Source organism: Clostridium paraputrificum AGR2156 (assembly GCF_000424025.1).
Taxonomy (GTDB): domain Bacteria; phylum Bacillota; class Clostridia; order Clostridiales; family Clostridiaceae; genus Clostridium; species Clostridium paraputrificum.
In genome coordinates this window covers 106,563-126,570 of the sequence record NZ_KE384122.1, presented here as the reverse complement: position 1 = coordinate 126,570, position 20,008 = coordinate 106,563, and the positions used below count along the sequence as shown (strand labels likewise).

The 20,008-nt window shown below is 30.2% G+C and carries 39 protein-coding genes; 1 reads left to right on the top strand and 38 read right to left on the bottom strand.

Annotated elements, in window-relative coordinates; genetic code table 11:
* Positions 1-2: 2 nt before the first annotated feature.
* The 32 genes from G594_RS19180 to G594_RS0115165 all read right to left on the bottom strand — a co-directional run bounded on the left by G594_RS19180 (position 3) and on the right by G594_RS0115165 (position 17,479).
* Positions 3-1,556: a minor capsid protein gene (locus G594_RS19180; RefSeq protein WP_051196049.1), complete on the bottom strand. Its 1,554-nt coding sequence runs from the start codon at positions 1,554-1,556 to the stop codon at positions 3-5.
* A complete protein-coding gene (locus tag G594_RS0115335) occupies positions 1,546-2,925 on the bottom strand; it encodes a phage portal protein (RefSeq protein ID WP_051196048.1) in 1,380 nt (459 codons plus the stop codon). The genes G594_RS19180 and G594_RS0115335 overlap by 11 nt, the downstream gene beginning before the upstream one ends.
* Positions 2,926-3,074: 149 nt before the next feature.
* The gene (locus G594_RS19175) at positions 3,075-4,358 is read right to left on the bottom strand and encodes a PBSX family phage terminase large subunit (protein WP_034866964.1); all 1,284 of its coding nucleotides are present in this window, start codon (positions 4,356-4,358) and stop codon (positions 3,075-3,077) included.
* On the bottom strand, positions 4,355-4,744 hold the full coding sequence (locus G594_RS0115320) for a terminase small subunit (protein WP_027099346.1): 390 nt from the start codon (positions 4,742-4,744) through the stop codon (positions 4,355-4,357). The genes G594_RS19175 and G594_RS0115320 overlap by 4 nt, the downstream gene beginning before the upstream one ends.
* A complete protein-coding gene (locus G594_RS0115315) occupies positions 4,737-5,030 on the bottom strand; it encodes a hypothetical protein (RefSeq protein ID WP_027099345.1) in 294 nt (97 codons plus the stop codon). The genes G594_RS0115320 and G594_RS0115315 overlap by 8 nt, the downstream gene beginning before the upstream one ends.
* A gap of 50 nt (positions 5,031-5,080) precedes the next feature.
* Positions 5,081-5,758 carry a hypothetical protein gene (locus tag G594_RS19760; protein ID WP_051196047.1) on the bottom strand — a complete coding sequence of 226 codons (678 nt, stop codon included), beginning with the start codon at positions 5,756-5,758 and terminating at the stop codon, positions 5,081-5,083.
* 162 nt (positions 5,759-5,920) lie between these two features.
* Entirely contained in the window at positions 5,921-6,274 is a 354-nt protein-coding gene (locus G594_RS0115300; RefSeq protein WP_027099344.1) for a hypothetical protein, read from the bottom strand.
* Between the two features lie 225 nt (positions 6,275-6,499).
* Complete coding sequence (locus G594_RS20210; RefSeq protein WP_155849327.1) at positions 6,500-6,640, bottom strand: hypothetical protein; 141 nt, start codon at positions 6,638-6,640, stop codon at positions 6,500-6,502.
* Positions 6,641-6,692: 52 nt separating this feature from the next.
* Complete coding sequence (locus G594_RS0115285) at positions 6,693-7,460, bottom strand: hypothetical protein (protein WP_027099343.1); 768 nt, start codon at positions 7,458-7,460, stop codon at positions 6,693-6,695.
* A gap of 201 nt (positions 7,461-7,661) precedes the next feature.
* Positions 7,662-8,075: a sigma factor-like helix-turn-helix DNA-binding protein gene (locus tag G594_RS0115280; protein WP_027099342.1), complete on the bottom strand. Its 414-nt coding sequence runs from the start codon at positions 8,073-8,075 to the stop codon at positions 7,662-7,664.
* Positions 8,076-8,503: 428 nt separating this feature from the next.
* Positions 8,504-9,202 (bottom strand): hypothetical protein, encoded by a 699-nt coding sequence (locus tag G594_RS0115270; protein WP_027099341.1) that lies wholly within the window; start codon positions 9,200-9,202, stop codon positions 8,504-8,506.
* A gap of 135 nt (positions 9,203-9,337) precedes the next feature.
* Complete coding sequence (locus G594_RS0115265; protein ID WP_027099340.1) at positions 9,338-9,544, bottom strand: hypothetical protein; 207 nt, start codon at positions 9,542-9,544, stop codon at positions 9,338-9,340.
* A gap of 90 nt (positions 9,545-9,634) precedes the next feature.
* A complete protein-coding gene (locus G594_RS0115260; protein ID WP_027099339.1) occupies positions 9,635-9,826 on the bottom strand; it encodes a hypothetical protein in 192 nt (63 codons plus the stop codon).
* On the bottom strand, positions 9,813-9,986 hold the full coding sequence (locus G594_RS20205) for a hypothetical protein (RefSeq protein ID WP_155849325.1): 174 nt from the start codon (positions 9,984-9,986) through the stop codon (positions 9,813-9,815). Before G594_RS20205 ends, G594_RS0115260 begins: the two co-directional genes overlap by 14 nt.
* 1 nt (position 9,987) lies before the next feature.
* The gene (locus tag G594_RS0115250) at positions 9,988-10,404 is read right to left on the bottom strand and encodes a single-stranded DNA-binding protein (protein ID WP_027099338.1); all 417 of its coding nucleotides are present in this window, start codon (positions 10,402-10,404) and stop codon (positions 9,988-9,990) included.
* Positions 10,404-10,700 (bottom strand): DUF3850 domain-containing protein, encoded by a 297-nt coding sequence (locus G594_RS19165; protein ID WP_034866960.1) that lies wholly within the window; start codon positions 10,698-10,700, stop codon positions 10,404-10,406. Before G594_RS19165 ends, G594_RS0115250 begins: the two co-directional genes overlap by 1 nt.
* Positions 10,697-10,984: a hypothetical protein gene (locus tag G594_RS19160; RefSeq protein WP_051196046.1), complete on the bottom strand. Its 288-nt coding sequence runs from the start codon at positions 10,982-10,984 to the stop codon at positions 10,697-10,699. Before G594_RS19160 ends, G594_RS19165 begins: the two co-directional genes overlap by 4 nt.
* Positions 10,985-11,164, bottom strand: a complete 180-nt coding sequence (locus G594_RS0115235) for a hypothetical protein (RefSeq protein ID WP_027099337.1) — start codon at positions 11,162-11,164, stop codon at positions 10,985-10,987.
* A 2-nt stretch (positions 11,165-11,166) separates the two neighbouring features.
* Positions 11,167-11,580, bottom strand: coding sequence for a DUF1064 domain-containing protein (locus G594_RS0115230; RefSeq protein ID WP_027099336.1), 414 nt, complete (start codon positions 11,578-11,580; stop codon positions 11,167-11,169).
* Between the two features lie 45 nt (positions 11,581-11,625).
* Complete coding sequence (locus G594_RS0115225; protein ID WP_034866957.1) at positions 11,626-12,339, bottom strand: hypothetical protein; 714 nt, start codon at positions 12,337-12,339, stop codon at positions 11,626-11,628.
* 66 nt (positions 12,340-12,405) lie between these two features.
* Complete coding sequence (locus G594_RS0115220) at positions 12,406-12,798, bottom strand: hypothetical protein (RefSeq protein WP_027099334.1); 393 nt, start codon at positions 12,796-12,798, stop codon at positions 12,406-12,408.
* Positions 12,799-12,872: 74 nt separating this feature from the next.
* A complete protein-coding gene (locus G594_RS0115215; RefSeq protein WP_027099333.1) occupies positions 12,873-13,178 on the bottom strand; it encodes a hypothetical protein in 306 nt (101 codons plus the stop codon).
* Positions 13,178-13,321, bottom strand: a complete 144-nt coding sequence (locus tag G594_RS20200) for a hypothetical protein (protein WP_155849324.1) — start codon at positions 13,319-13,321, stop codon at positions 13,178-13,180. Before G594_RS20200 ends, G594_RS0115215 begins: the two co-directional genes overlap by 1 nt.
* Entirely contained in the window at positions 13,318-13,731 is a 414-nt protein-coding gene (locus G594_RS19755; protein ID WP_051196045.1) for a YopX family protein, read from the bottom strand. The genes G594_RS20200 and G594_RS19755 overlap by 4 nt, the downstream gene beginning before the upstream one ends.
* Complete coding sequence (locus tag G594_RS0115200; RefSeq protein WP_027099332.1) at positions 13,728-14,102, bottom strand: hypothetical protein; 375 nt, start codon at positions 14,100-14,102, stop codon at positions 13,728-13,730. Before G594_RS0115200 ends, G594_RS19755 begins: the two co-directional genes overlap by 4 nt.
* A 1-nt stretch (position 14,103) precedes the next feature.
* Entirely contained in the window at positions 14,104-14,940 is an 837-nt protein-coding gene (locus G594_RS19150; RefSeq protein WP_051196044.1) for a Lin1244/Lin1753 domain-containing protein, read from the bottom strand.
* Positions 14,941-14,961: 21 nt separating this feature from the next.
* Complete coding sequence (locus G594_RS0115190) at positions 14,962-15,894, bottom strand: DUF1351 domain-containing protein (protein ID WP_027099331.1); 933 nt, start codon at positions 15,892-15,894, stop codon at positions 14,962-14,964.
* A 14-nt stretch (positions 15,895-15,908) separates the two neighbouring features.
* Positions 15,909-16,598 (bottom strand): ERF family protein, encoded by a 690-nt coding sequence (locus G594_RS0115185; RefSeq protein WP_027099330.1) that lies wholly within the window; start codon positions 16,596-16,598, stop codon positions 15,909-15,911.
* A complete protein-coding gene (locus tag G594_RS20395) occupies positions 16,599-16,766 on the bottom strand; it encodes a hypothetical protein (RefSeq protein ID WP_167539570.1) in 168 nt (55 codons plus the stop codon). It abuts the gene before it with no gap.
* Between the two features lie 11 nt (positions 16,767-16,777).
* A complete protein-coding gene (locus G594_RS19145; protein ID WP_155849323.1) occupies positions 16,778-17,035 on the bottom strand; it encodes a hypothetical protein in 258 nt (85 codons plus the stop codon).
* 36 nt (positions 17,036-17,071) lie between these two features.
* On the bottom strand, positions 17,072-17,242 hold the full coding sequence (locus G594_RS20390) for a DUF6906 family protein (protein ID WP_167539569.1): 171 nt from the start codon (positions 17,240-17,242) through the stop codon (positions 17,072-17,074).
* A gap of 15 nt (positions 17,243-17,257) precedes the next feature.
* Complete coding sequence (locus G594_RS0115165; RefSeq protein ID WP_027099329.1) at positions 17,258-17,479, bottom strand: hypothetical protein; 222 nt, start codon at positions 17,477-17,479, stop codon at positions 17,258-17,260.
* Between the two features lie 70 nt (positions 17,480-17,549).
* Between G594_RS0115165 and G594_RS0115160 the strand changes: the two genes are divergently transcribed.
* A complete protein-coding gene (locus tag G594_RS0115160) occupies positions 17,550-17,756 on the top strand; it encodes a hypothetical protein (protein WP_027099328.1) in 207 nt (68 codons plus the stop codon).
* On the opposite strand, the gene G594_RS20195 is transcribed toward G594_RS0115160, so the two are convergent.
* Genes G594_RS20195 through G594_RS19135 form a run of 6 tightly spaced genes read right to left on the bottom strand, consistent with a single transcriptional unit; the run spans position 17,725 to position 19,946 of the window.
* Positions 17,725-17,901 carry a hypothetical protein gene (locus tag G594_RS20195; RefSeq protein WP_155849322.1) on the bottom strand — a complete coding sequence of 59 codons (177 nt, stop codon included), beginning with the start codon at positions 17,899-17,901 and terminating at the stop codon, positions 17,725-17,727. The two genes, G594_RS0115160 and G594_RS20195, sit on opposite strands and share 32 nt — an antisense overlap.
* A 2-nt stretch (positions 17,902-17,903) precedes the next feature.
* Positions 17,904-18,191 (bottom strand): hypothetical protein, encoded by a 288-nt coding sequence (locus tag G594_RS0115150; protein WP_027099327.1) that lies wholly within the window; start codon positions 18,189-18,191, stop codon positions 17,904-17,906.
* 51 nt (positions 18,192-18,242) lie between these two features.
* Positions 18,243-18,491, bottom strand: coding sequence for a hypothetical protein (locus tag G594_RS19140; RefSeq protein WP_034866951.1), 249 nt, complete (start codon positions 18,489-18,491; stop codon positions 18,243-18,245).
* Between the two features lie 12 nt (positions 18,492-18,503).
* On the bottom strand, positions 18,504-19,331 hold the full coding sequence (locus G594_RS0115140) for an ORF6N domain-containing protein (protein ID WP_027099326.1): 828 nt from the start codon (positions 19,329-19,331) through the stop codon (positions 18,504-18,506).
* A gap of 14 nt (positions 19,332-19,345) precedes the next feature.
* Positions 19,346-19,717: a hypothetical protein gene (locus G594_RS0115135; protein WP_027099325.1), complete on the bottom strand. Its 372-nt coding sequence runs from the start codon at positions 19,715-19,717 to the stop codon at positions 19,346-19,348.
* Positions 19,710-19,946 (bottom strand): helix-turn-helix domain-containing protein, encoded by a 237-nt coding sequence (locus tag G594_RS19135; protein WP_034866949.1) that lies wholly within the window; start codon positions 19,944-19,946, stop codon positions 19,710-19,712. The genes G594_RS0115135 and G594_RS19135 overlap by 8 nt, the downstream gene beginning before the upstream one ends.
* Between the last annotated feature and the right edge of the window lie 62 nt (positions 19,947-20,008).

The window sequence follows — 20,008 nt, the reverse complement described above, 5'->3', positions numbered from 1 at the left end:
CTTTATGGATTAGTTTGAATTAAAACTCCTGTTTTAGGATTTATTGAAACCATGCATTTATCTGTTATAAATTTTATACTATTAGGATCACTTTTTCTGATTCTAACCGAACCATTTAAAAGCGCATCCTTAATATCATTAATTTCAACTCCACTTCTAGACCTATTTGTTTTAGGATCTTCATTAGTTCCAAAAACTCTTTCTATAAAGTGTTTACTTTGACCTGTTATCTTGATTCCGTTATTAGTTATTAATCCTACTATATCTGAATCAATAATAGCTTTATATTCTTTATATTGACTATATGGCGTAAATGCAGATATCATGTTGTTTTCTCTAGATTTTACATAATCCTTAACAAGATTCCATTCCTCACTATTATTATACTTTAATTCTTGGAATGCTTTCAATGTATTAGGTGAATCTTTTCCTAAAGTCTCCTTAAACTTCTTAAATTGTTTTCTATCCGAAGCTTTATTCTTAATCATCTTCTCAAAAACTTCTGTTTTACCTTTACCATACTTATCAACAACAAACTTATCATACCAATCTTGATACTTCATATCTCCAGGTACTAAATAAGTCTTTCCTGTCTCTGGATCTCTCGCTCTTCTCTTAATATCATTTAAAGTCTTTTCTCCTAAGTAAGCCCTTGTTGTACTTCTGCAATGTGGATGTAACGGAGGAAGGTTTACTCCAGCTTCTGCTTTTTCTACTTCATGTACTTCCCTATCATGTTCCCTACACACGCTAGAAGTTCTTAAGTCTAAGGTTGCTATAAAGATATATTTGTTTATATCACATTCTTTATAGCTTTCTAATTCAGCCATATTGGTTACATAAGTAGTTTCAGTCCTTATCAATCTCTCACAAGCAAACTTACCATAATCAGTTAAGTCTTGTAGCTCTTGTGCCATCCTTCTTGAACTTTTACCACTCATTAATCCACTTGTTATTACTTCTTCTAATTGCTTTGCTAATACATCAGTATTATGCCATACACGCTTGCTATAGTGTTTTCCACTCCAATTATTCTTAAGTATCTCTTGTATAGTTTCTATAGGCATTTCTGCAATATTAAAACCTACCCCCAAACCTTTTTGTATATCAAAAGTATTTGAGTAGTAGGCTTTCTTTATATTATCTGTATATAGTTTTGTACTTTGGTTTATCTCAACATCTGCTGCTAACTTAGTATTGATATATACACTCTCTTTTAAAGCTTCTAATCTTGTTATCCTAGCCTTATATGCTCCTGCATTAAGCTGGGCCATCATATATCTTTTTAACTCTTCATCTTGGATATTATAAATCCTTTTTCTAATACTATCTAATTCCTTCTTGGGTATTTTAGTATTTAATAGCTCTCTTACCTCTGTAGTAGATAAGCCACTGTCTAGCTGGTACTTATAAAAGATTTTATTTATATCTTCATTAATATCTTTTATAGCTTTGTCATATGCAGCACTAATCTTTTGAATAGTAGAATCACTATTTTTGTGATACTCTTCCATTCTTAAGTTAGCTCTTCTGGTCCAGTAAGCATTATTCTTCATCTACCTCACCACCAGTAGATTTAAAGTCATATGATCCAAACATCTTTTGCTGGTCCTCAACCTTTTTCTTATTCTCTTCTTCTAGTCTCTTTCTTTCTTCATCTACATCTATTTCACCATCAAATCTCTTTATTCTAGTTTCCCATGAAATAAATCCTTCTGTTTCTTGTGCTATTCTTGCTGCAAGTTCATCATCAACTGGTAAAGAACGTTTCATAGAAATATCTATGTTGCTAGGATTAATATTCTTGGCCCTTATATTCTCTATATTAGACATAAGCTTTAATCTTTGCCTTAATCCTTGTTTAAAGTATCTTTCCTTAGTTCTTCCTAACTGTTCAAACCCTAATAGCTTGTACTTCATAGCAATACCAGAAGCATTACCTACAAAGTTTTCATCAGTAAGACATGGTACTTTACTAAACTCGTGTATATCATCTTTTAATGCTTTTTTAAGTACTTCTATTTCAGTTTCATTAAGATTTTTGACTAACCACTTTGCATCTCCACCCTCATCTAGTTCAATAATCTTTAATTCCTTTAATAGCTTTGCTGTTTCAACTTTCTCTTCTTCATTATCACCTAAAGATGCTCCTATAACAGCTAATAAAGCATCAACTACTTGCTCTTTATCATTTACTCTATCACTTTGTAATAAATTATAGGCATCTATAAGTGTTATTACACCCTCGAAGTCCCCTTTAAGTCTTTTGTTATTCTTATACTCTATAAGTGGAATATCACTAAAGTAATGTTCTTCTGGTTCATCTATTGTAGGAGATTGACTAGTTAAATCAGTAAAGAAATAATGAGTAATGTTTTTATCAGTATAAACATTAACATCATATCCTTTTAACATTCCTTCAATATCTCTTTTTTCAAAATACGTAACTGCAAACATAGGTTTTTGTTTTACTGTACTATCTACTACAAGAAAGCTATTTAAAGGACTTACTACTGCTAACTCTGGATATGGAACTTCATCATCATTCATATAAAGCAACTCATATCCCACACCAAATATAGACATATCTAAAGCTAACTCATTATTATGGCTATCTTCATCTATTTCAGTAAATATTTTATTAAGTTCATCTGCTCCATCACCACTATAAGTTATTGGAGCTCCAAATACATACCCTGTCGCCATATCTGTAATATATTCTGCATGATTTGCTACTATCTTATTATTAGGCAATGATTCAGTTGTTAGTGTTCTAGATAGTATCTTGTGTTCCCCATCATAATAGTTGTTTAGCTTACTATATCTATCGACTAGTCTCTTATGTTCATCTATACATTTGATTAATAACTTATTCGATATGCTACCATCTTCATTAAGCAAATCTCTATCCTTTATGATTGCCATCTTCTTACCTCCTACACGAAATTTTAAAAATCACTTCTAAAGTTTACTTATAGTAAACAAAAAAGCCTTATTCTAATAAAATTTAATTTACTAGAATGGCTTAAACACTAACTTTCTATATTACTTCGCTAAATCAAAATTAAACGAAATTATCTTATTCCTATTTTTCCTTTACTCTTAACTTTTACTTTTTTATTTATAATTTCATCTTCCATTCCATACCTACAAGCATCAATAGTATGATTATCTTTATCTGGGTACTCTCCTTTTAGGTTTCCTTCCTTATCTTTCTCTATTTCATACCCTACAAACTCCCTCTTTGCATTAGGACATCTTACTGGATCTATTATTATTTCCTCTATTTCCTCAGACAAAAATTTAAGACCATGTTCTACTGAATCTGGTCCTTTCTTTGCTCCTATTATGTTTAAACCTAATTTCTTAAATTCATTTATTGTTCTAGGCTCTGCACTATCTGCAGTAACCCTTTTATTTAATGGATTAAGCTTCTTTATTTCTTCAACTGCTTTACTATTACTTAATTGAACCTTATATACTTCACCAAAGATATATAATCTCTTTCTAGTCTTATCATAGTTCATTAACAAGTAAGCTAATGGATCCGCTGCATAACCAAAGTCTAATCCATTCTTTAATCTATCAAATATCTTTATTTCTTCATCTGTAATTTCTCTTATAGTTAAGTTCCTAAATACTTCTCCCCCAGTACCAGTTACAGCTCCTAAGTAATCATGTTCATATTTGGTAGGATTGACCTTCTTCATATGTTCAGCTTCTATAATAAACTGCTCTCCTAGCCATTCTTTAGGTACTGTTCTATAGTCACTATGATGTACATATTTATCTTTTCTAGTTTCTAATACTTCCTGGTTACACCAATTCCTTTGACTTTCTGGTGGGTTAAATGAGTAAAATACAAAGAACTTAGGGCCACCTCTCATAAGAGATTGATTAATTGTATCTATCTTATGCTTTCCTTCAAATTCATCTACTTCCTCATACCAAATATATTTGATATATCCTTTAGGTACTTTGGTAGATTTAACTTTCTTAGGATTATCAGCACCTTTAAACCTTATTACTTGTCCTGTAGGCTTATAAGTTATTGTTAATTTAGCTTCTGGTACATGCCAATCATCACTTACACCTAAAGTATCTATTGCCCACTTTATTTGGTCTCTTACTGATTCTGATAAAGTATCTTTAACTCTTCTAAGTATCAATGCATTAGACATAATTCCTTCTTGTGCATCTCTCATCATACCTAATACAATCTCTATGGAAATAAAAGAGGACTTCGTACTACCTCTACCACCTTTAAACCAGTAGTGAGTGTGAAGTCCTTGCTTTATATCTTTATGAGCTTCATAGAAGCTTGAAGCTATTATGCACTTTAACTTTACTTTAATCATTCTATATCATCAACTATCTGTACTTGTTGAACTCCTTCTACCTCAACCTTTTCAGTAAACAATCTATATCTCTTACCTAGTAATTCTGCTGCTTTAGTTCTATCTTGGAGTGAAGGATCTAAACCAAATTGGTCTTTTTCTTCACCTCTCATTACCTTTGTGAGATACTGGAGGACTTCTTCACCTTTTGCTATTCTTGCATCTTCTATTTTTGCTAGGCGTTCTTCTATATATTGTTTTATGTTATCATTTGCTATCAATCTTGCTGCATTACCTCTAGCACCCTTCTTATTATATCCAGCCTTTATATAAGATTCTGTTGCATTTCCTGTTTCTATATAATAATCAACAAAAGCTTTTTGTTTAGGTGTAAGCTTCTTATCCATCTGCTCCACCTACTTCCTTATATAATTCTACTAACTTTAATAATATTTCTATTTGGTTAAATGTACTTAATAGTTCTACTTTAACGCTAGAATATTTATTAGTATCTTTCTTATCATCTGGATACATTCTGTTATAATCTTCTATATCCATTAAGTGAAATAACTTATATACTGTACATATTTTATTTGATGTTTTGCTTAAGAATTGTTCTCTATTTACTAAATAGATATATCCATATGTATTTAATGCTTTTATTAGTTTATTTATCTTACTTTGTATATTCATTATTTCACCTCCTTTAACGTAAAATAAAAAGGTTCTTTTATTAGAACCTCTTAAATTATATAATATTCGGTTATAGTCTCATCATAATTCTTTATTTTTTTATTTATCAACTCTTCTATTTCGTCCTTTTTCATTGTATATTCATCTTTCATACCTTTTGAAATTGATTTTACTAAATATTTTAACACATAAAATACAATACCAATTACAATTCCAAGAACAATTAATCCTGATATACTACTTAAAATACCTTCTTTAAATCCTTCTCCAAAACCAGCGATTACAAAACTTATAGAGTATAACGCAACTAATACTATCACAAGTGCTGGTACTATACATAAAATAGAGAATACAAATACTTCAAGTAACGAGTATGTATACATTAAATAATCAATAGTTCTAAAAATACCATTTGCATTATTAGGAAACCTCTTTCTATAGTCTTCTAATAAAACTTTATGTAATTCAACTTTCTTATTTGCTTTAACTAAATAAAAAATATAGCTAGGTATATAATAATCTTTAATGCTATAATTTTCTTTAATAAAATCTAAAGGATTAATTTTATTATCTTTATTATATAAATCAACATATTGCACTAACAATTTCTCAAAATAGTTGTCTATCAATTTGATATATTTATTTTGTTCTTTATTAAAGTATGTAACTATAAATGTAATTACTGCTCCAACAATTGCAATAATATTAAAATAATCTCCTTTACTCATTCAACTTCACCCCAATAACATAATTTCTATAAAAAATGGGGAAATTCCTTTATTTTTCATAATAAATATTAATATCTACTTGGTATTAATCAACAAATCTCTTTTGCTTTTCTGTTAGCTTGGCCATTAATGCCACCTCCTATTATGAGAAAAAGAACCCAATTAAGAGCTCTTTTTCTTATTGTATATCCTTTTTGCTTCATTATATAAATTCTTATTATCAGCAAACTCAAACACAGAAATTACTACTAAAGCAACCGAATTAAACCAAGTAATTCTGTCATTAGACATAAATGTTACTATAGTTCCAAAAAAAGCTACAACAAAATAAGTTCTCATCTTCCATGAGTACTTAGTCATCTCTCTATACTCTTTCTCTACTTTTTTCCCTAAATGCTTAGCATTAAAATTTTCTGTACCAAATCTAATTACCAACACATACAAAAGAATTATTATTGTACTAATTATTATGCTTATTCTATCTGTACCTGTAAAAATATTATATAAATATTCCATTAAATCACCTCTATATTTCTATTTCTACAAATATAGGAAAAATTCCTTTATAATTAAAACCAGTAGAGTGGTAATACACAATATATTGGATGAAGGGGGTACTCACATCCTTTCATATTATATTCTTCTCTACTGGCTCCTATAGGCTAAACTTCTATTGCCCAGTAAGTATTCTTAGTTCTCTTTACTGCCTTACCTCTCTTTTGTCTTTCTATGTATTCTTTTCTAGTTATTTTCTTCATCTCTTTTCTTGCTCCTTTCATTTGCTTTACTGAAAGAATTTAAGAACCATTGTTGTACTCTATGATTCTTCTTATCTGTTGCATCAATTTTTATATTACTTATCATTTCATTGAATCTAAACATATATATTCTCCTTTTATATAAAATAAAAAGAACCCTATTTCTAGGATTCTTTTTATTTCGAATTTAAAACCTTTCTAACCTCAACTACTTCACTTTTCTTTATATATCTCTCATGTCCATTTTCAAATATCAAATAAAATTCACTATACTCTAAATATAATCTACACTTTATTTTTTCTTCCTTCGTGTTAATAATATACAAATTATTACTAATAATTGAATTATATATACTTTCTAGTCTGATAAGAAATAAAAAGCATACTACCAGAAAAAAATTATATCCTGCAAATATTGTGCTATTTTCCTTATTTAGAATATATAATGAGCTATCTTTGCTTAAATATTGCTGAGTACATAAAATTATTAATGAAATAATAGGTACTACTAATGATAACCTTTTCCATTTTACTATTGTTTTTTTATAATTTTCTTTATGCCTATTGAAAGAACCACCTTCTAATTTATCTATATATTCATTCATAACATCAAAGAATACTACTGTTGTATTAAATATTGGCGCAAATATTAAAAATGCAATTATTATTCCAATAATTATTACTATTATACTATAATATCCATTTGTTGAACTTTTTGTAATAATGATATTTAGTGCTCCCAATAACCAAATTATAAATGTTACTATTCCTACAATATAAATCATTATTTGAATTACAAAACTAAAGCTTGATTGCTTACCAGGTACATTCTCATATTTCATCTTAATTACATTTATGAAAAAGTCATTTATTCCTTTAATTAATACCCCTAAAATTGTTAAAATCATACTCATAACAGTTAAAAATGTCCTCAAATTATCCACTTCTCAACCCCTCCTCACCATAATTATACAATAAAAGACACCTATATTTCTATAAGTGCCTTTTTAAAAAGGGTATTGAGAATTAATGAGAGGTCGTTTAAACAAACTTCCTAGCTTATATAATAAACCTTTTAATTTTAGATTACTTCAAGCAATTCTATAATTTTTCTATAGTTTTCTTATATATTCTCTAAATTCTTACTACGCTAGATACTTCTCCATTTTTTTAATTGCCTCACACTCTATTTGTTTTATCCTGGAGTAAGTTCTATTATATTTTATTTCTAATAAATTATATTTCTTTTGATCTATTAATGCTGTTTGCACTATATCTCTTTCTTCTTCTTTTAATATAGTTAATGCATTATCTATTCGTGCAATCTCTCTAAGCTTTCTATTCTTAGCTTGTAGTAGCTTATCCTTTTCTTTAAGATGCTTTTCTGCCTGTTGCTCTACACTAGAAGTTATCTTATATGTCTTTCCTGTTCTTTCTTCTTGTGGTTGAGCTGATACTCCTAATATTTCTTCTTCTAACTCTTGTATTCTTATATCTATATCAACTATATCCGCTTTAAGCTCTTTATACTTCTTTATTCTTTTTGCTGTATTGTTCATATTTCCTCCATCTTCCAGTGTACTTATTTATGACACACTGATATAATATGATACAAATATTCAATAAATAGAATATTTGTACTAATGTAATCAAAATCGAATAATAAGGAGGACTCTATGAAAGGCAATTTGAAAAAGTGCCTTGCTTGGACAGCGCTACTACTAGAAATATTTAAACTTGTTTTATTTTTAGTAACTCTGTTCAACTAAGCACTAATCAAAGGCGTTACAATACGCCTAGTGTAGGTATCAAATAAATTATAAATATCTACACTGTTGTCTCTTCCCAAATGTAGGATACAATGCTTGTCCTCCTATATAGAGTGGAGTGTTTGTTTACTCCACTTTTTTATTATAATTTCTTAGAATTGCGAATAAAAAATACCGCTTATTCTTTTTTTGAATAATACGGTACTTTAGTTATTTCTTTATTCGTCAATCGACTCTATTCTTTCAGGCAGCTCATCCCAAAATCCAATTAAAGAGTTACAATATCTCTCAAAATCATATTCGTTTATATTTAAAACTTCATCATTAAGTGAATTTTTATATAATTCTAATCGGTTAATTTGTAATTCATCTTCAAAATATTCTGGCTTAATTTTTTGTAATTCCCTTGCTGACCATCCATCTCCATGTTTAATTACATTGTTCACTAGTCTCAATTCATTAATTTCCTTCCAAGAATTTTTCAACTCTAGATTATAATTAAACCATAAGAATATTTCTTTTATGTCACTAATGCCTTTAGTGCAAAAATCTTTATAATCACCAAGAATATGTGTATGAGAAATTTCATCATATAAGAATTTTCTTACTTGTTGTTCCCAAAATTGATATACTGTAGAAATCCACATCATTTTAGTGTTATATTTCATTAATGATACCCCTTCATAATAATCTAATCCCTTTTCCCAAGCTAATTCAGCATAATCTCCAGGGTCATCAGACTCATTGTTGAAATACCTCCCCAATTCACTATAATATTCTTCACTGACTTTTTCTGCTTCCTGCTCAATATTTAAGAATTGAGGTGCTATTCTATTTATATAGGTATCTCTGAAATATTCATAAGGCTTCTTTAAACTTTCCCTTCTGCTTCTATAAAGATAAAGCATTGCTAACATAAGGCATCCCTCCAATATTCTCATTATATAAAAATATTGTAACATTTAACTTTATCAAAAATAAAGAAAATACCGCATTATTCAATTTTCAAAGATCATATTTTTTATTACTTCGCACATTCTTGCAATTACGACTTACCAATTACCAAACCATATGGTTATGCAAGTCATAAGAGCATTACAAATATATAAAAATAAACACATTGCTATTAGAATTACTGACACAACTGATATAGTAAGCATTAAATGAATAAGCTTATTATTCTTTATAAATATCCCTGGAATAAAACTAAATATAAGTGTAAATACCGATAATCCTAATAAAATCTCTATAAAATACATTCTTATACTCCTTTCTTCTAGGGTTAATATTTTTCTCTTAACTTTTACTTGGTTAAGCTTGTACCATTAACCTTTCTTTTGCCTCTTTTATTACACTTTCTTAGGTAATTTCTTTTCCTCTTTAACTTCTAGCCAAAATTCATCTAGCACCTTGTCGCTAACTCCAAATTCTTTTTTTAGCTTTCTTAGTGCTGTAGCTTTCAATACTTTATCTTTCCTATACTCTCTTATCTTTGCTTTAATAGCAGCATCATTTACGTTCATTTCCTCATATCCTTTCACAACTATTTTTTAATGGACCATAATACACTCCATCCAGTTGTATAATGTAATTATTCTCCTGTTCAAATATGAAGCTCCATACAGAGCCACCTAAAAAGCTACTATGTAACTCTGTACAATCTTCCTTTAATCTAATAAAGTTAAATCCTATCTGCTCCATACTAGAAAGGACAATCTCCCATATCATCTGCTAGAGTAACATCTTCTCCCATGTCCCAACCACCATCAAAAGGAGTGCTCTCTTGTGTATTTTCTTGTGTATTAGCTTGTCCATTACTTCCTACGAACTCAAAACTCTCTACTGCAACATCTGTTGTATATCTCTTAGTTCCATCTTGTGCATCATAGCTTCCTGTTCTAATACTTCCAATAACAGCTATCTGTCTACCCTTTGTAAGATATTGAGATATCGTTTCTGCTGTCTTGCCAAATGCAACACAATTAATAAAATCTGTTTCATCTTTCTTGAATTGTCTTTTTACTGCAACAGTAAATCTACAGATACCCATTCCACTACCAGCTGCATATCTCAACTCAGGATCCTTTGTAAGTCTTCCAATGAGAATAACCTTATTCATTACCTCTCACACTCCTTTAAGGCTAATATGCTAAACCCTGTTCTTAACCCTAATCCATTAGGGCATCCCTTGTAGATATATGATATTTTCTTTCGTACTTCTCTTCCTGTATACTTTTCATCTATAATTACTTCTTCTGGACCAGTCCAATCTCTATATCCTGGAATATATTCTCTAAGAATTAATACATCTCCAACATTGAAACCTCTATCGTCTTTTCTAAGTTCAAAAGTTTTACTTCCATCTAAGACTTTTTCAAAATACTCAGGTAGAATCTTCAACTCATGCATCTTCATTCTTTTACCACCCTTTCCAAAGCCATCTTTATACCTCCAATTTTTATGGATAGAACACCAAGCTTTTTACTAATCTCTTTTAGATCATTATTATCTAGTAATATTTGTCTTGGTATAGCTTCTAGCAATTTATCTACTTGACTAAAATATCCTACTGTTACCCATCTTTCTTCTCCAATGTTTTCTTCTTTTGTTAGCTTACTTTCTTGTACTACTTTCTTAGATTTTAAGATAAAACAATTACTATCACTTTCTATTCTGTAATCACCTAAATTAAGCTTCATCTACTTACACCCCTTAATATCAATTCTTATAGTGTTATTAGCTTGTCCTAGATGATATATTAGAGCTTCTGTCCCATCTTCTAATTCAACTGTTGCCTTTGCTTTTATATTTAATTTTCTAGCTTGTTTTATACCTTCTAAATTCTCATTAATCTCTTTTAAATCTTTTTTAGTTATCATTTTTAACCTCTCCTATTCTTTCTCCTTATTTTCTGTAACTCGTAATAATCTATAAATCCATATTCATCACCATATTTAAGATTTCTAGCAACTATACTTAGCTTCAAATCTCTATAAAAATGATTAAATAATTTTATTCTTAACTCACCTTGTTGTGTTGTCATTCCCTTTACATCTACATACTCCTCGCTACCATCATTGTGGTATATAGCAAAGTCTGGAGTATATGTAATTGCTCTATAAGTTTTTCCGTTCTTTTTAAACCCTTGTACTAATGTAAACTTTGGTTGTAACTCAAAGTTTTGTATTTCTCCTCTGTACTTTCTTATCTTTAATGCCTCATAATATTTAGCTTCATCTTTAGAATCAAATGTAATTCCATCTACTACAGTTTTATGACTTAAATATTTACTCATAATTCACCTTCTTATATTAAGAGGGGAAGTTATCCCCTCTCTTAATTAAGCTATTATCTCAATGTTTTCTAACTCTTTTAACTCTTCTTGTAAGTATTCCTTTATACTTAAAATTGCTTTATTTCTCCATGCTCCTCCATCAGCTTCATAAAGTGCTGCTCTTGGACCTTCTTGCATTCTGAATATAAACTTACTTATTGGTTGTTCTACTTCTGGGAATGTTCTATAAGGTGCTAATTCAACTGGATTAGGCACAATAGCTTGTCCTACACTTGCTACACCAGTTTTAACTGTTACTTGTTGGCTTACTCCATCATCACCAGTAGTCTTTACAGCTTCATCTTGTATAAGTCCTGTATACTTAAGTAATGCTGATTTAGTTCCTACATCTACAAATGCACTTTGCAACATAATATTAAACTGTTCTGTTCCTATAAATCTGTCATATATAACGTTATCTGGTAAAATCGCTTCTGCAGATATATATTGTTCTCTTTCTCTATCTGCATTTAAAGGACTATATAGAGCTACCTTTCTTGGAGATATAACTTGTATTAATAGTTTTTCTGGTAACTTATCTAAATCTGACTTAATATAGTCTACCAATCCAGTTAGGGTTGATACTGTTAATACTGATGCCTTTGCTTCTTTTACTCTGCTTAAGCTTTCCTTTGTAAATGTTCCTTGGTCCAACATTACTATTGGATCCTTTTCCTCTCCCAAATTTACTAAATACTTTAATGCTTCTTGATTAATCATTTTTATTCCACCTTTTTATTTAATGTGCAAGGTTTATGCCCCTTGCCATGGCATTGTTTTTATAAATTATTTAACTAATCTAATTCCGTCTAAATCTATTTCTTTTTCTTCTGCTGTTGTTATAATTTCTCCAGTTGATTCATCAACTCTCATTGCACTTTGCCCTGGTATTTGCTTTTTAAATTCACTTGCTAATACTCCACCCTTGCCATCTGTTCCAATTATTATTCTTGTGTTTAATGGCTTAGCTGGTGCCAACTTAGTTTTAGCAACAATATCTACCTCTGTAAGTTCCCTATCTTCCCCTGCTGTAAAAGTCATATCAATTGTCAATTTTCTTTTAGTCTTGTACTCTGTGTTAGGATCTGTTATGTTTGCTAATACCTCCTTTAATGCTATATTTACCTTTTCTGCTAAAGCTCCATCTGCAAAGCTTTCTAAGTTAATCATGTTTTCCATTGTTCTCATCCTTTCTTAATTGAATATCAATTGATAATATATAGGTACAGCTATTGCTGAAATCTATCATTTTCCTAAATATCTTCCCTATTATTTCTTATATCTTCCCTTGCATATTTCCATACCATACGAGAAGTAACTGCAACCTCTTTAAGATATTTACACATTTCTTCTAACCTATCTTTAAGAGCTGCTTTCTCTCCTCTCCCAAGGTCTTTCTTAATATCACACTTTATCTTTGACCATCTGTTATAAACTTGTAGTGCATCTTTAGTTAATTTAAAAGCTCCTACTATATCATTTTCTTGTAAAGTTTCAAACCTAGTTACTATACTGTTAAATAACTTTACTTCTTGAAGATATTGCTTTTCATAGTCCATTACTTATACACTCCAGTTCTAAACTTGATAGCTTTTATTACTCCTGCTCTATGTGATTCATAATTATTTAAATCTCTTTCCTTATTTTTCTTACGCTTTTCTAGAGCTTTAATAGTTAATTTCGCTTTCTCTCTTGGTGTCATTTGCTATCACCTTCTAGGAGCTCTGGATTTTCATATATATTGCCCACAACTGTTATATCCATATCACTCATATCCATGTTGGCTAAATATTCTGTCCCGTATTTAAAGTGTTTACAACAAAATGCTCCGTCTTTAAATACAACTTTGGCATATCCAGGCTTAATAATATAATCTACATCATTATAGAATTGTAATATATTCCCCTCATAAATCGCTTTTCCACACTTGTCCTTAAGCCCTGTATCTCGGACTATCTCATAATCAATTGCGCTCTTAACTTCTTCCAACGGATTTAAACCTTCTTGATGAAATACCAAATCTCCATTTTGATTCAATAAGAATTGACCACAATTACTGGTCAACCATTTATTACGAGTTTTATCCCATATCTTAAACTTAACTCTACTCAATATTTCTCCTCCTCTACAATCAATTTACCGCCCATGCACGCCCTTATAACATCTTTCCTAACATATTTACCCTTATGTCTTTCTACTGTCTTTAAAAGACGATTTAAAGGCTTGTCCGATATGTCTAATACTTCTTTAATCTCTTCTCTAGTTAAGAGTTCCTTATCGAAAAGTATCTCTAAATTATTCTGGAACTGTAACTTTAGTAATCTATCTAACTTATGTCCTTTTCCATTATGAATTTTATCGTGGCACTCTAAACACAATGGTATTAAATTGAGATCACACTCTATTAACGGTCTACATTGTGACCTAAATACTCTATGATGTGAATGACAAGCTCTCTTACCACATATACAAATTTCATTCATGCTAATCCTCCCATCCTAGTAACTTTTTCTCTAATGAATCATAATCATATTCCCTTGGCTCAAAGTTATTAAATCCACTAGTCTTACTATATTTATTTTGTTGCTTATTCTGTGGTTTCTCTGCCTTAAATCCTCGTGCTTTCCAGTTCTTAAGAATACCTTTTACATACTTAATATTTCTTATTCCCTGTTCACTTGCTTCTTTAAGCGCTTCTATTACCCACATTTCTGTATACTCTTTTTCTAATAACTCAATATCTTCTACAATAATTGGACTAATAGAACCAAATCCTAATTCTTCAAACAACAACAATGATTTATTATTATTGTTTTCTTTACTTTCCTTTACTTTACTTTTCTTTACTTTACTTTGTGTACCAATGTCTACATTAACTCCCTCTGAACTAGGGTTTATGTCAACAATAACTAAGTTTTTGTATACATTAATGGTTTCATCATCTAAAAGTAGGTATTCTTTTAATATTTTTACCTTCTGTCTTCTCCCTACTGCTGCTAAATATCTCTTTTGGATACCGTTAGAAGTAAGTATCTTCTTACTTCTAAACAGCTCCTCATTAAAGAAATTCCACTTTATTAAATCATTAATGATTACATTAACCTCATTAATGTCTACATTAACTCTCTTTGAAAAGAGTAATTGTTCCTTTTCTGTCCACTCATAGAAGTATCCGTTCTTATAAATCTTCATTAATAGTTTGATAACTACACCAAAACCTTTAATTCCATGCTGTGCTTCTATAAGTGCAACTTTATCATCCTGATCTATATCACAATCTAAAGGAAAATATTCTAATCCTTCTTTAACTGGTCTTGCCATGATATCCCTCCTTATAAAGGGTTATTTTACTTTTACCTTTCCTTTACTATGAACCTCATATTTATATCCATTATCCTTAAGGAACTTGCTAAGGTTTTGTATTTGCTCAAAAGTACCTTCTACATAAGTATCTACAAAGAACTTAGGTTCATCTTCTTTAACTTCCTTAGGTACTTCTGGAGCCTTTGGCTTTAAATCTATAGGTATTTGTACTTCTTCCTTCGATACTTTTTCTTCCTCAATTTTCTTAGTTGCCATTTCCTCTGCTGCTTTTTCAGCTTGTCTTATTTGTGCTGCTCTCTCATTAATTTCTCTTACTATTCTTGGCCCATCCCAACCTAAAGCAATATACTTCTCAAAGTCTTTATATTCTAATGGAGTTTTTAAAGTTAGATTTACAGTTTCTAAAGCACTTTCTATATTTGCTTTAATCATTTCTGCTTTAACCTTATCCATATTCTGTTGTTGCTTTAATGCCTCTGCTCTTTGCTCTATATCTTCTACTACACTTTTTGCACTAGCACTTAAATTTAAATACTTATCTAGTACTGTAAGTTGATCTGCATATTTCTTTTCTAAACCTAGAGCTTGGCAAGTTTCAAAAATCTTAATATCTGCAAATTTTCTCTTTTCTTCTTTACGCTTGCTATCAAATACTGCAATACCTGCTTTTATTGGCTTTTCTACTTCCTCTATTATTGCTATAAGCTCCTTAGTTTCTTTGTCATGCTCTTTTATTGGTGCTTCTAATACCCTTTTTACTTCCTTTCTTTTGCTGTCAACTTGATTTCTAAGCCCTGCTAATTCTTTTTGCATAGCCTTACAGTATTTAAGGTTATCCTCTGTAACTATGGTGTTTTCATACTTTTCAAGATTTCTTTTCAAACTTTCTTTAACTTCTTCAAAATTAGTCTTTATTACTGGTAATTGCGTATTTACAATAATCTCTTTCATTTCTCATATCCCCCTTAAAATTCAAAATCTTCTTGTTTATTTTCTAGATCCTTTTGAAGTTGTTCTTGTTGTCTAGCCATTTCCGCTTCACGCTTTTTTCTTTCAATAGCTTCATTTAAGTCTTTCTTTTTCTTATTAAGCATATTGATACAAGTTCCAAGAGCATTATTAGTTATATCCTCAACTCTCTCTACTCCTGCCCATTCTAAGAACTTCCTCTTATCTGTCTTTGTCTCATCTATTAAGCCATTAATAGTTAATACACTGGCTTTATTAATCTTTTGCTTTCCTAATTCTGCTTCTTCATCTACTCCACCATTATCTATTGCATCACTTTCAGCTATTTCAAAAGCCATCATGTATAGGTATCTTCTAGCGAAGCTTTGTGTACCCCCTATGTTCTGTATCATGCTGCAACCTTTTAAGCTTGCTACTTCTACTGGAGTATTCCATTGTCTAAATTCTTCTGTATTATCAACATCATAAATAGTTAGCCATGCTTCTGTATTACTGTATTGAAACTCTGTATAAAGCCCTAACTCTCCACATATCTCATTTATTGGTGAAAGAAAATCGCTTAGTTCAAAGTAATAATAATTACTGTACTTGTTATATCCTGTTTTCTTTATCTCTCTTTTTTGAAGCTCAACTCTAGCTTTTTGTATCTTTTGAAACAAATTAAGTTTCTTAACTTCTTCTGACATTTATCTATCCTCCTGGGTTTCAAAATATAATTCATCTGATTTTCCGTTATATCCAACTTGTGTGATATAGAATCCTGGGTTTTCTGAATCATAAATCTTGTAATCAGACTTATTTAATTCTGTTAACTGTGCATTTATTGTAGCTATTAATACATCTATAGCTCTCATTAAATCCCCTCCTATAAGTCCCTGATTGTTTGTCCACTCTCTATGTCATATAACTGGTCATTGTCTAAATCTGTTCCTGGTGGTATAATATTTTTAATCGTTTTGTACTGGTTACTTGGATCTGTTTGGTCGCAATCCTCGTAACCTTTTACTATTTCTAAAGCTTCTTCAAATGTCTTGCCTTCCTCTACTCGCCTTCTTATTTCTTCTAATCTTTCGTTTAATGTTAGTAATCTTCCCATGTTTAACTCCTTCCCACATAATTGCATTACTGTTAAGTAGTAATAGTCTTACTGTTTCTTTTCTCATAACCATACCCCCATAGTTCTGTCATAAGTCCATAATGCTTCTGTATATTTGTTATAAAATACATACTCTTCTGGTGTTGCTCTTTCTATTAAGAAGTCATTAGGATTTAATCTTTCTTTCTCTAAAAACTTCTTTTGATCTCTAGTTAGTTTCTTAAGTTTCTTCAATTTGCTATCCCTCCTTTATAAGTGATATAGGAAATATATAAGTAACCAGAATAAAGAACAGAATCCAAATCCCACCCAAAATCCTAGGTTATCTTTTTTATTCTCAACTGCTTTTATTGCAATTTCTAAAGCATTGTAATCATCAATCCAAACATCATTATTTTGATCATATCTAAGTTGATATTCTGCTTCACTTTTTAAGTCTTTTAATTGTCTTACAACATTTTCTTTTGTCATGTTTGTACCTCCTTATTTTGTTCTTGCCCCTTAACATATGGTAAAATTATGTTGAAAGGGGGTGAAATTTATGAAAAAAGATTTTAATGAGTTTTTATCTACTCTTACAGAAGATAAACTTTTAGAAATTACTGATAAAATTAATTCAGTTGAAAATAAAATTAGTTTTTCAACTACTCCAGAGGGAATTAATAAGTTTGTTAGTATTATTTCAGCGGTTAATCTTCAATTCACAATTGAAGTGGTTAGACTTTATCATGAATGGCTAAATTCCTAAATATTTCGGAACCATTTAATACAAGTGTTATAGACTGCTCCTGAACTGGTACTTCTGGAGCAGTTCCTAAATTCACTCCACATACTGGACAATAATTGTAATCTTCTTTTAAGTTTTCATTTTCACATCTTGGACATTTATTCATTTTTATTCCTCCTTCTCTCTCCAATCTTTACAATTAATAATTGGTTTCTTATCTAGTTGTTCATTTTTCAAAGAGCAACATCTAAAAGCTTCTATCTTTTCATAAGGACAACCATCAAGTTCTGGATGTGGTTCTAAGTACCCTGGTTCATATTCATAATGACTACAAGTTAAACAAGTCTTATTCTTTGTATTAAACCAACACATATTCTCATGCTTTTTCATCTGTGTTTTATTAATTAACTTTTTCTTATTACAATGTTCGCATTCATAGATTGTTCTTTCTATCATATAGACCTCCTTAAAAACCAAGTGCTATTTTCCCGTTATTTAGTCTTTGAATTAACATCTCATTTTCTCTTTCAAGTTTTTCAATTTTCTTTCCAATCTTCTGCGCTCTAGTGGAGAAAGTGGATTAATATCTTGCCCTAAGCTTTCTATCTTTTCAATTTCTTCTAGACTATACCTAATTGAGTTTGGAAGTGGCACTCTAGTTAATACACCTGCTTTTTCAAACGCTTCAATAGGCTTAGTTGATTCATAATCCCATCTCTTTGCAAGATTTTGTCTATTAATCAAAGTTTGTTCCATACGTTATCACTCCTAAGCAACTCCATATTTAATAGCCAACTCTTTTACTATTGCTACATAACCTTCTATTAATCTACTATCTCTAGCAATAACATCTAGATAATTAAGCTTATCTCTCTTAGATTTACACACACCTTCATCAGCCATTCTTCTTCTCATATTAGTAAGTTGAACATCTAATTTACATTTCAATCTAATTTTCATAAGTCCATATATTTCTCTATTTACATCACCTATAAATCTATTGCCACCTAAGCTATTTGCCATTTTGACAATTAACCTTCGGCATTCCTCTCTCCAACTTACAGTGCTTGTATTAATAGAAACTACATCTCTAATCCCTTGTATTTCTTCCTTGGTTTGTTCAACTTTTTCATTAGTTCTTTCTATATAAGCTTTAATTTGCTTATTTTCTAATTCTTGTTTTGCAACTGTATCAAATATTTGCTTAAACATTTGAAGCTCTGGACTTAATTCGGAGGTATTTAAATCTTGTACTTTTTCTTTAGGATTAAAATAGTTTTCCTCTAAATCTTCATATACTTCCCATGCTTCATCTGTATCAAGAATTTTTGCATGTCTTGCTGCTCCTCTATCTGTCCATAAATATAAAACCGGTGCAAATTTTATAGGTTCAAGACTTTCAGTCGGTAAGCTATTTTTAAATTCCTTTAATGCTTGTCCTGCTAATTTGTAATAATGTTTTCCTTCTAAGAATCTTTTTTCATTTCTTGAATAATTCTTTTGAATATTTCCTTCTTCTGTTCCAAACTCTTCTGCTAATACTTTAGTTGTAATAATCCTTTGATTTTTAAATTCTAATGGTGTTAAATTATTCATTTCTATTCGCCTCCCTAATTTACATTCATCTTTCCCCAATACTCTTGCATTTTATTAAGATGAATCCATTCAAACTTAATTAATGTATTTATTACTGCTAAAGCAATTTCTTTTGCATAGTCATAATTAGATTCAGTTATTTCTGTAAGTCTACTAACACCTACATACTCCTTGACTATATTACCTATTTGGGTTATTAAACTTGATTGTATACATTTTCCTTCCCCATACCTCTCTCTTAATATAGGAACTAAATAACTCTCTCTTATGCTTGTCCAATTCTTTTGTGTTTTCAAAGTTTCTCTTAATTTTATATTTTCTTCTTTTAGTACTACATTTTCAGCTAAAACCAATTCCATCTTCTTCACTAGCTCTTCATTACTCATTTTTCTTTTCCTCCTCTTTTTCAAGTTCCTCTGCCTTCTTAATCAACTCTGATACAGGAATCCCAATCCCTTTTGCGATTTTATCTAATGTTTCTATTGTTGGGTTTGCATTTTTCCCATTTGTTATTTCGCTCAATGTTGTTTGTGCTATTCCAGAAATTTTAGATATCCTATATTTGCTGATTTGTTTTTCTCTAGCTAATATTGTTATTGCTTTCCCTATTGTCATTTCCACACCTCCCTCTAACGTATTACTACGTTAATTTAATAGTATTATATTTACGAAGTATT

Coding starts and splice junctions, on each gene's coding strand:
- G594_RS0115200 (WP_027099332.1), bottom strand. CDS start 14,102: ATGAATGAAATTTGTATATGTGGTAAGAGAGCTTGTCATTCACATCAT.
- G594_RS0115140 (WP_027099326.1), bottom strand. CDS start 19,331: ATGAATAATTTAACACCATTAGAATTTAAAAATCAAAGGATTATTACA.
- G594_RS0115185 (WP_027099330.1), bottom strand. CDS start 16,598: ATGTCAGAAGAAGTTAAGAAACTTAATTTGTTTCAAAAGATACAAAAA.
- G594_RS20210 (WP_155849327.1), bottom strand. CDS start 6,640: ATGTTTAGATTCAATGAAATGATAAGTAATATAAAAATTGATGCAACA.
- G594_RS20205 (WP_155849325.1), bottom strand. CDS start 9,986: ATGGAGCAGATAGGATTTAACTTTATTAGATTAAAGGAAGATTGTACA.
- G594_RS0115215 (WP_027099333.1), bottom strand. CDS start 13,178: ATGGACTATGAAAAGCAATATCTTCAAGAAGTAAAGTTATTTAACAGT.
- G594_RS0115265 (WP_027099340.1), bottom strand. CDS start 9,544: ATGTATTTTATAGAGATTTTATTAGGATTATCGGTATTTACACTTATA.
- G594_RS19145 (WP_155849323.1), bottom strand. CDS start 17,035: ATGCAATTATGTGGGAAGGAGTTAAACATGGGAAGATTACTAACATTA.
- G594_RS0115160 (WP_027099328.1), top strand. CDS start 17,550: ATGAAAAAAGATTTTAATGAGTTTTTATCTACTCTTACAGAAGATAAA.
- G594_RS0115135 (WP_027099325.1), bottom strand. CDS start 19,717: ATGAGTAATGAAGAGCTAGTGAAGAAGATGGAATTGGTTTTAGCTGAA.
- G594_RS0115235 (WP_027099337.1), bottom strand. CDS start 11,164: ATGATAACTAAAAAAGATTTAAAAGAGATTAATGAGAATTTAGAAGGT.
- G594_RS0115250 (WP_027099338.1), bottom strand. CDS start 10,404: ATGAATAAGGTTATTCTCATTGGAAGACTTACAAAGGATCCTGAGTTG.
- G594_RS19160 (WP_051196046.1), bottom strand. CDS start 10,984: ATGAAGCTTAATTTAGGTGATTACAGAATAGAAAGTGATAGTAATTGT.
- G594_RS19175 (WP_034866964.1), bottom strand. CDS start 4,358: ATGATTAAAGTAAAGTTAAAGTGCATAATAGCTTCAAGCTTCTATGAA.
- G594_RS0115335 (WP_051196048.1), bottom strand. CDS start 2,925: ATGGCAATCATAAAGGATAGAGATTTGCTTAATGAAGATGGTAGCATA.
- G594_RS19135 (WP_034866949.1), bottom strand. CDS start 19,946: ATGACAATAGGGAAAGCAATAACAATATTAGCTAGAGAAAAACAAATC.
- G594_RS0115315 (WP_027099345.1), bottom strand. CDS start 5,030: ATGAATATACAAAGTAAGATAAATAAACTAATAAAAGCATTAAATACA.
- G594_RS0115225 (WP_034866957.1), bottom strand. CDS start 12,339: ATGATTAATCAAGAAGCATTAAAGTATTTAGTAAATTTGGGAGAGGAA.
- G594_RS0115280 (WP_027099342.1), bottom strand. CDS start 8,075: ATGAACAATACAGCAAAAAGAATAAAGAAGTATAAAGAGCTTAAAGCG.
- G594_RS0115220 (WP_027099334.1), bottom strand. CDS start 12,798: ATGGAAAACATGATTAACTTAGAAAGCTTTGCAGATGGAGCTTTAGCA.
- G594_RS20195 (WP_155849322.1), bottom strand. CDS start 17,901: ATGAATAAATGTCCAAGATGTGAAAATGAAAACTTAAAAGAAGATTAC.
- G594_RS0115320 (WP_027099346.1), bottom strand. CDS start 4,744: ATGGATAAGAAGCTTACACCTAAACAAAAAGCTTTTGTTGATTATTAT.
- G594_RS0115190 (WP_027099331.1), bottom strand. CDS start 15,894: ATGAAAGAGATTATTGTAAATACGCAATTACCAGTAATAAAGACTAAT.
- G594_RS0115270 (WP_027099341.1), bottom strand. CDS start 9,202: ATGTTAGCAATGCTTTATCTTTATAGAAGCAGAAGGGAAAGTTTAAAG.
- G594_RS19760 (WP_051196047.1), bottom strand. CDS start 5,758: ATGAGTAAAGGAGATTATTTTAATATTATTGCAATTGTTGGAGCAGTA.
- G594_RS19140 (WP_034866951.1), bottom strand. CDS start 18,491: ATGGAACAAACTTTGATTAATAGACAAAATCTTGCAAAGAGATGGGAT.
- G594_RS0115230 (WP_027099336.1), bottom strand. CDS start 11,580: ATGAGTAAATATTTAAGTCATAAAACTGTAGTAGATGGAATTACATTT.
- G594_RS20200 (WP_155849324.1), bottom strand. CDS start 13,321: ATGACACCAAGAGAGAAAGCGAAATTAACTATTAAAGCTCTAGAAAAG.
- G594_RS0115150 (WP_027099327.1), bottom strand. CDS start 18,191: ATGATAGAAAGAACAATCTATGAATGCGAACATTGTAATAAGAAAAAG.
- G594_RS19180 (WP_051196049.1), bottom strand. CDS start 1,556: ATGAAGAATAATGCTTACTGGACCAGAAGAGCTAACTTAAGAATGGAA.
- G594_RS19165 (WP_034866960.1), bottom strand. CDS start 10,700: ATGAAGATGCATGAGTTGAAGATTCTACCTGAGTATTTTGAAAAAGTC.
- G594_RS0115300 (WP_027099344.1), bottom strand. CDS start 6,274: ATGGAATATTTATATAATATTTTTACAGGTACAGATAGAATAAGCATA.
- G594_RS19150 (WP_051196044.1), bottom strand. CDS start 14,940: ATGGCAAGACCAGTTAAAGAAGGATTAGAATATTTTCCTTTAGATTGT.
- G594_RS0115165 (WP_027099329.1), bottom strand. CDS start 17,479: ATGACAAAAGAAAATGTTGTAAGACAATTAAAAGACTTAAAAAGTGAA.
- G594_RS20395 (WP_167539570.1), bottom strand. CDS start 16,766: ATGAGAGCTATAGATGTATTAATAGCTACAATAAATGCACAGTTAACA.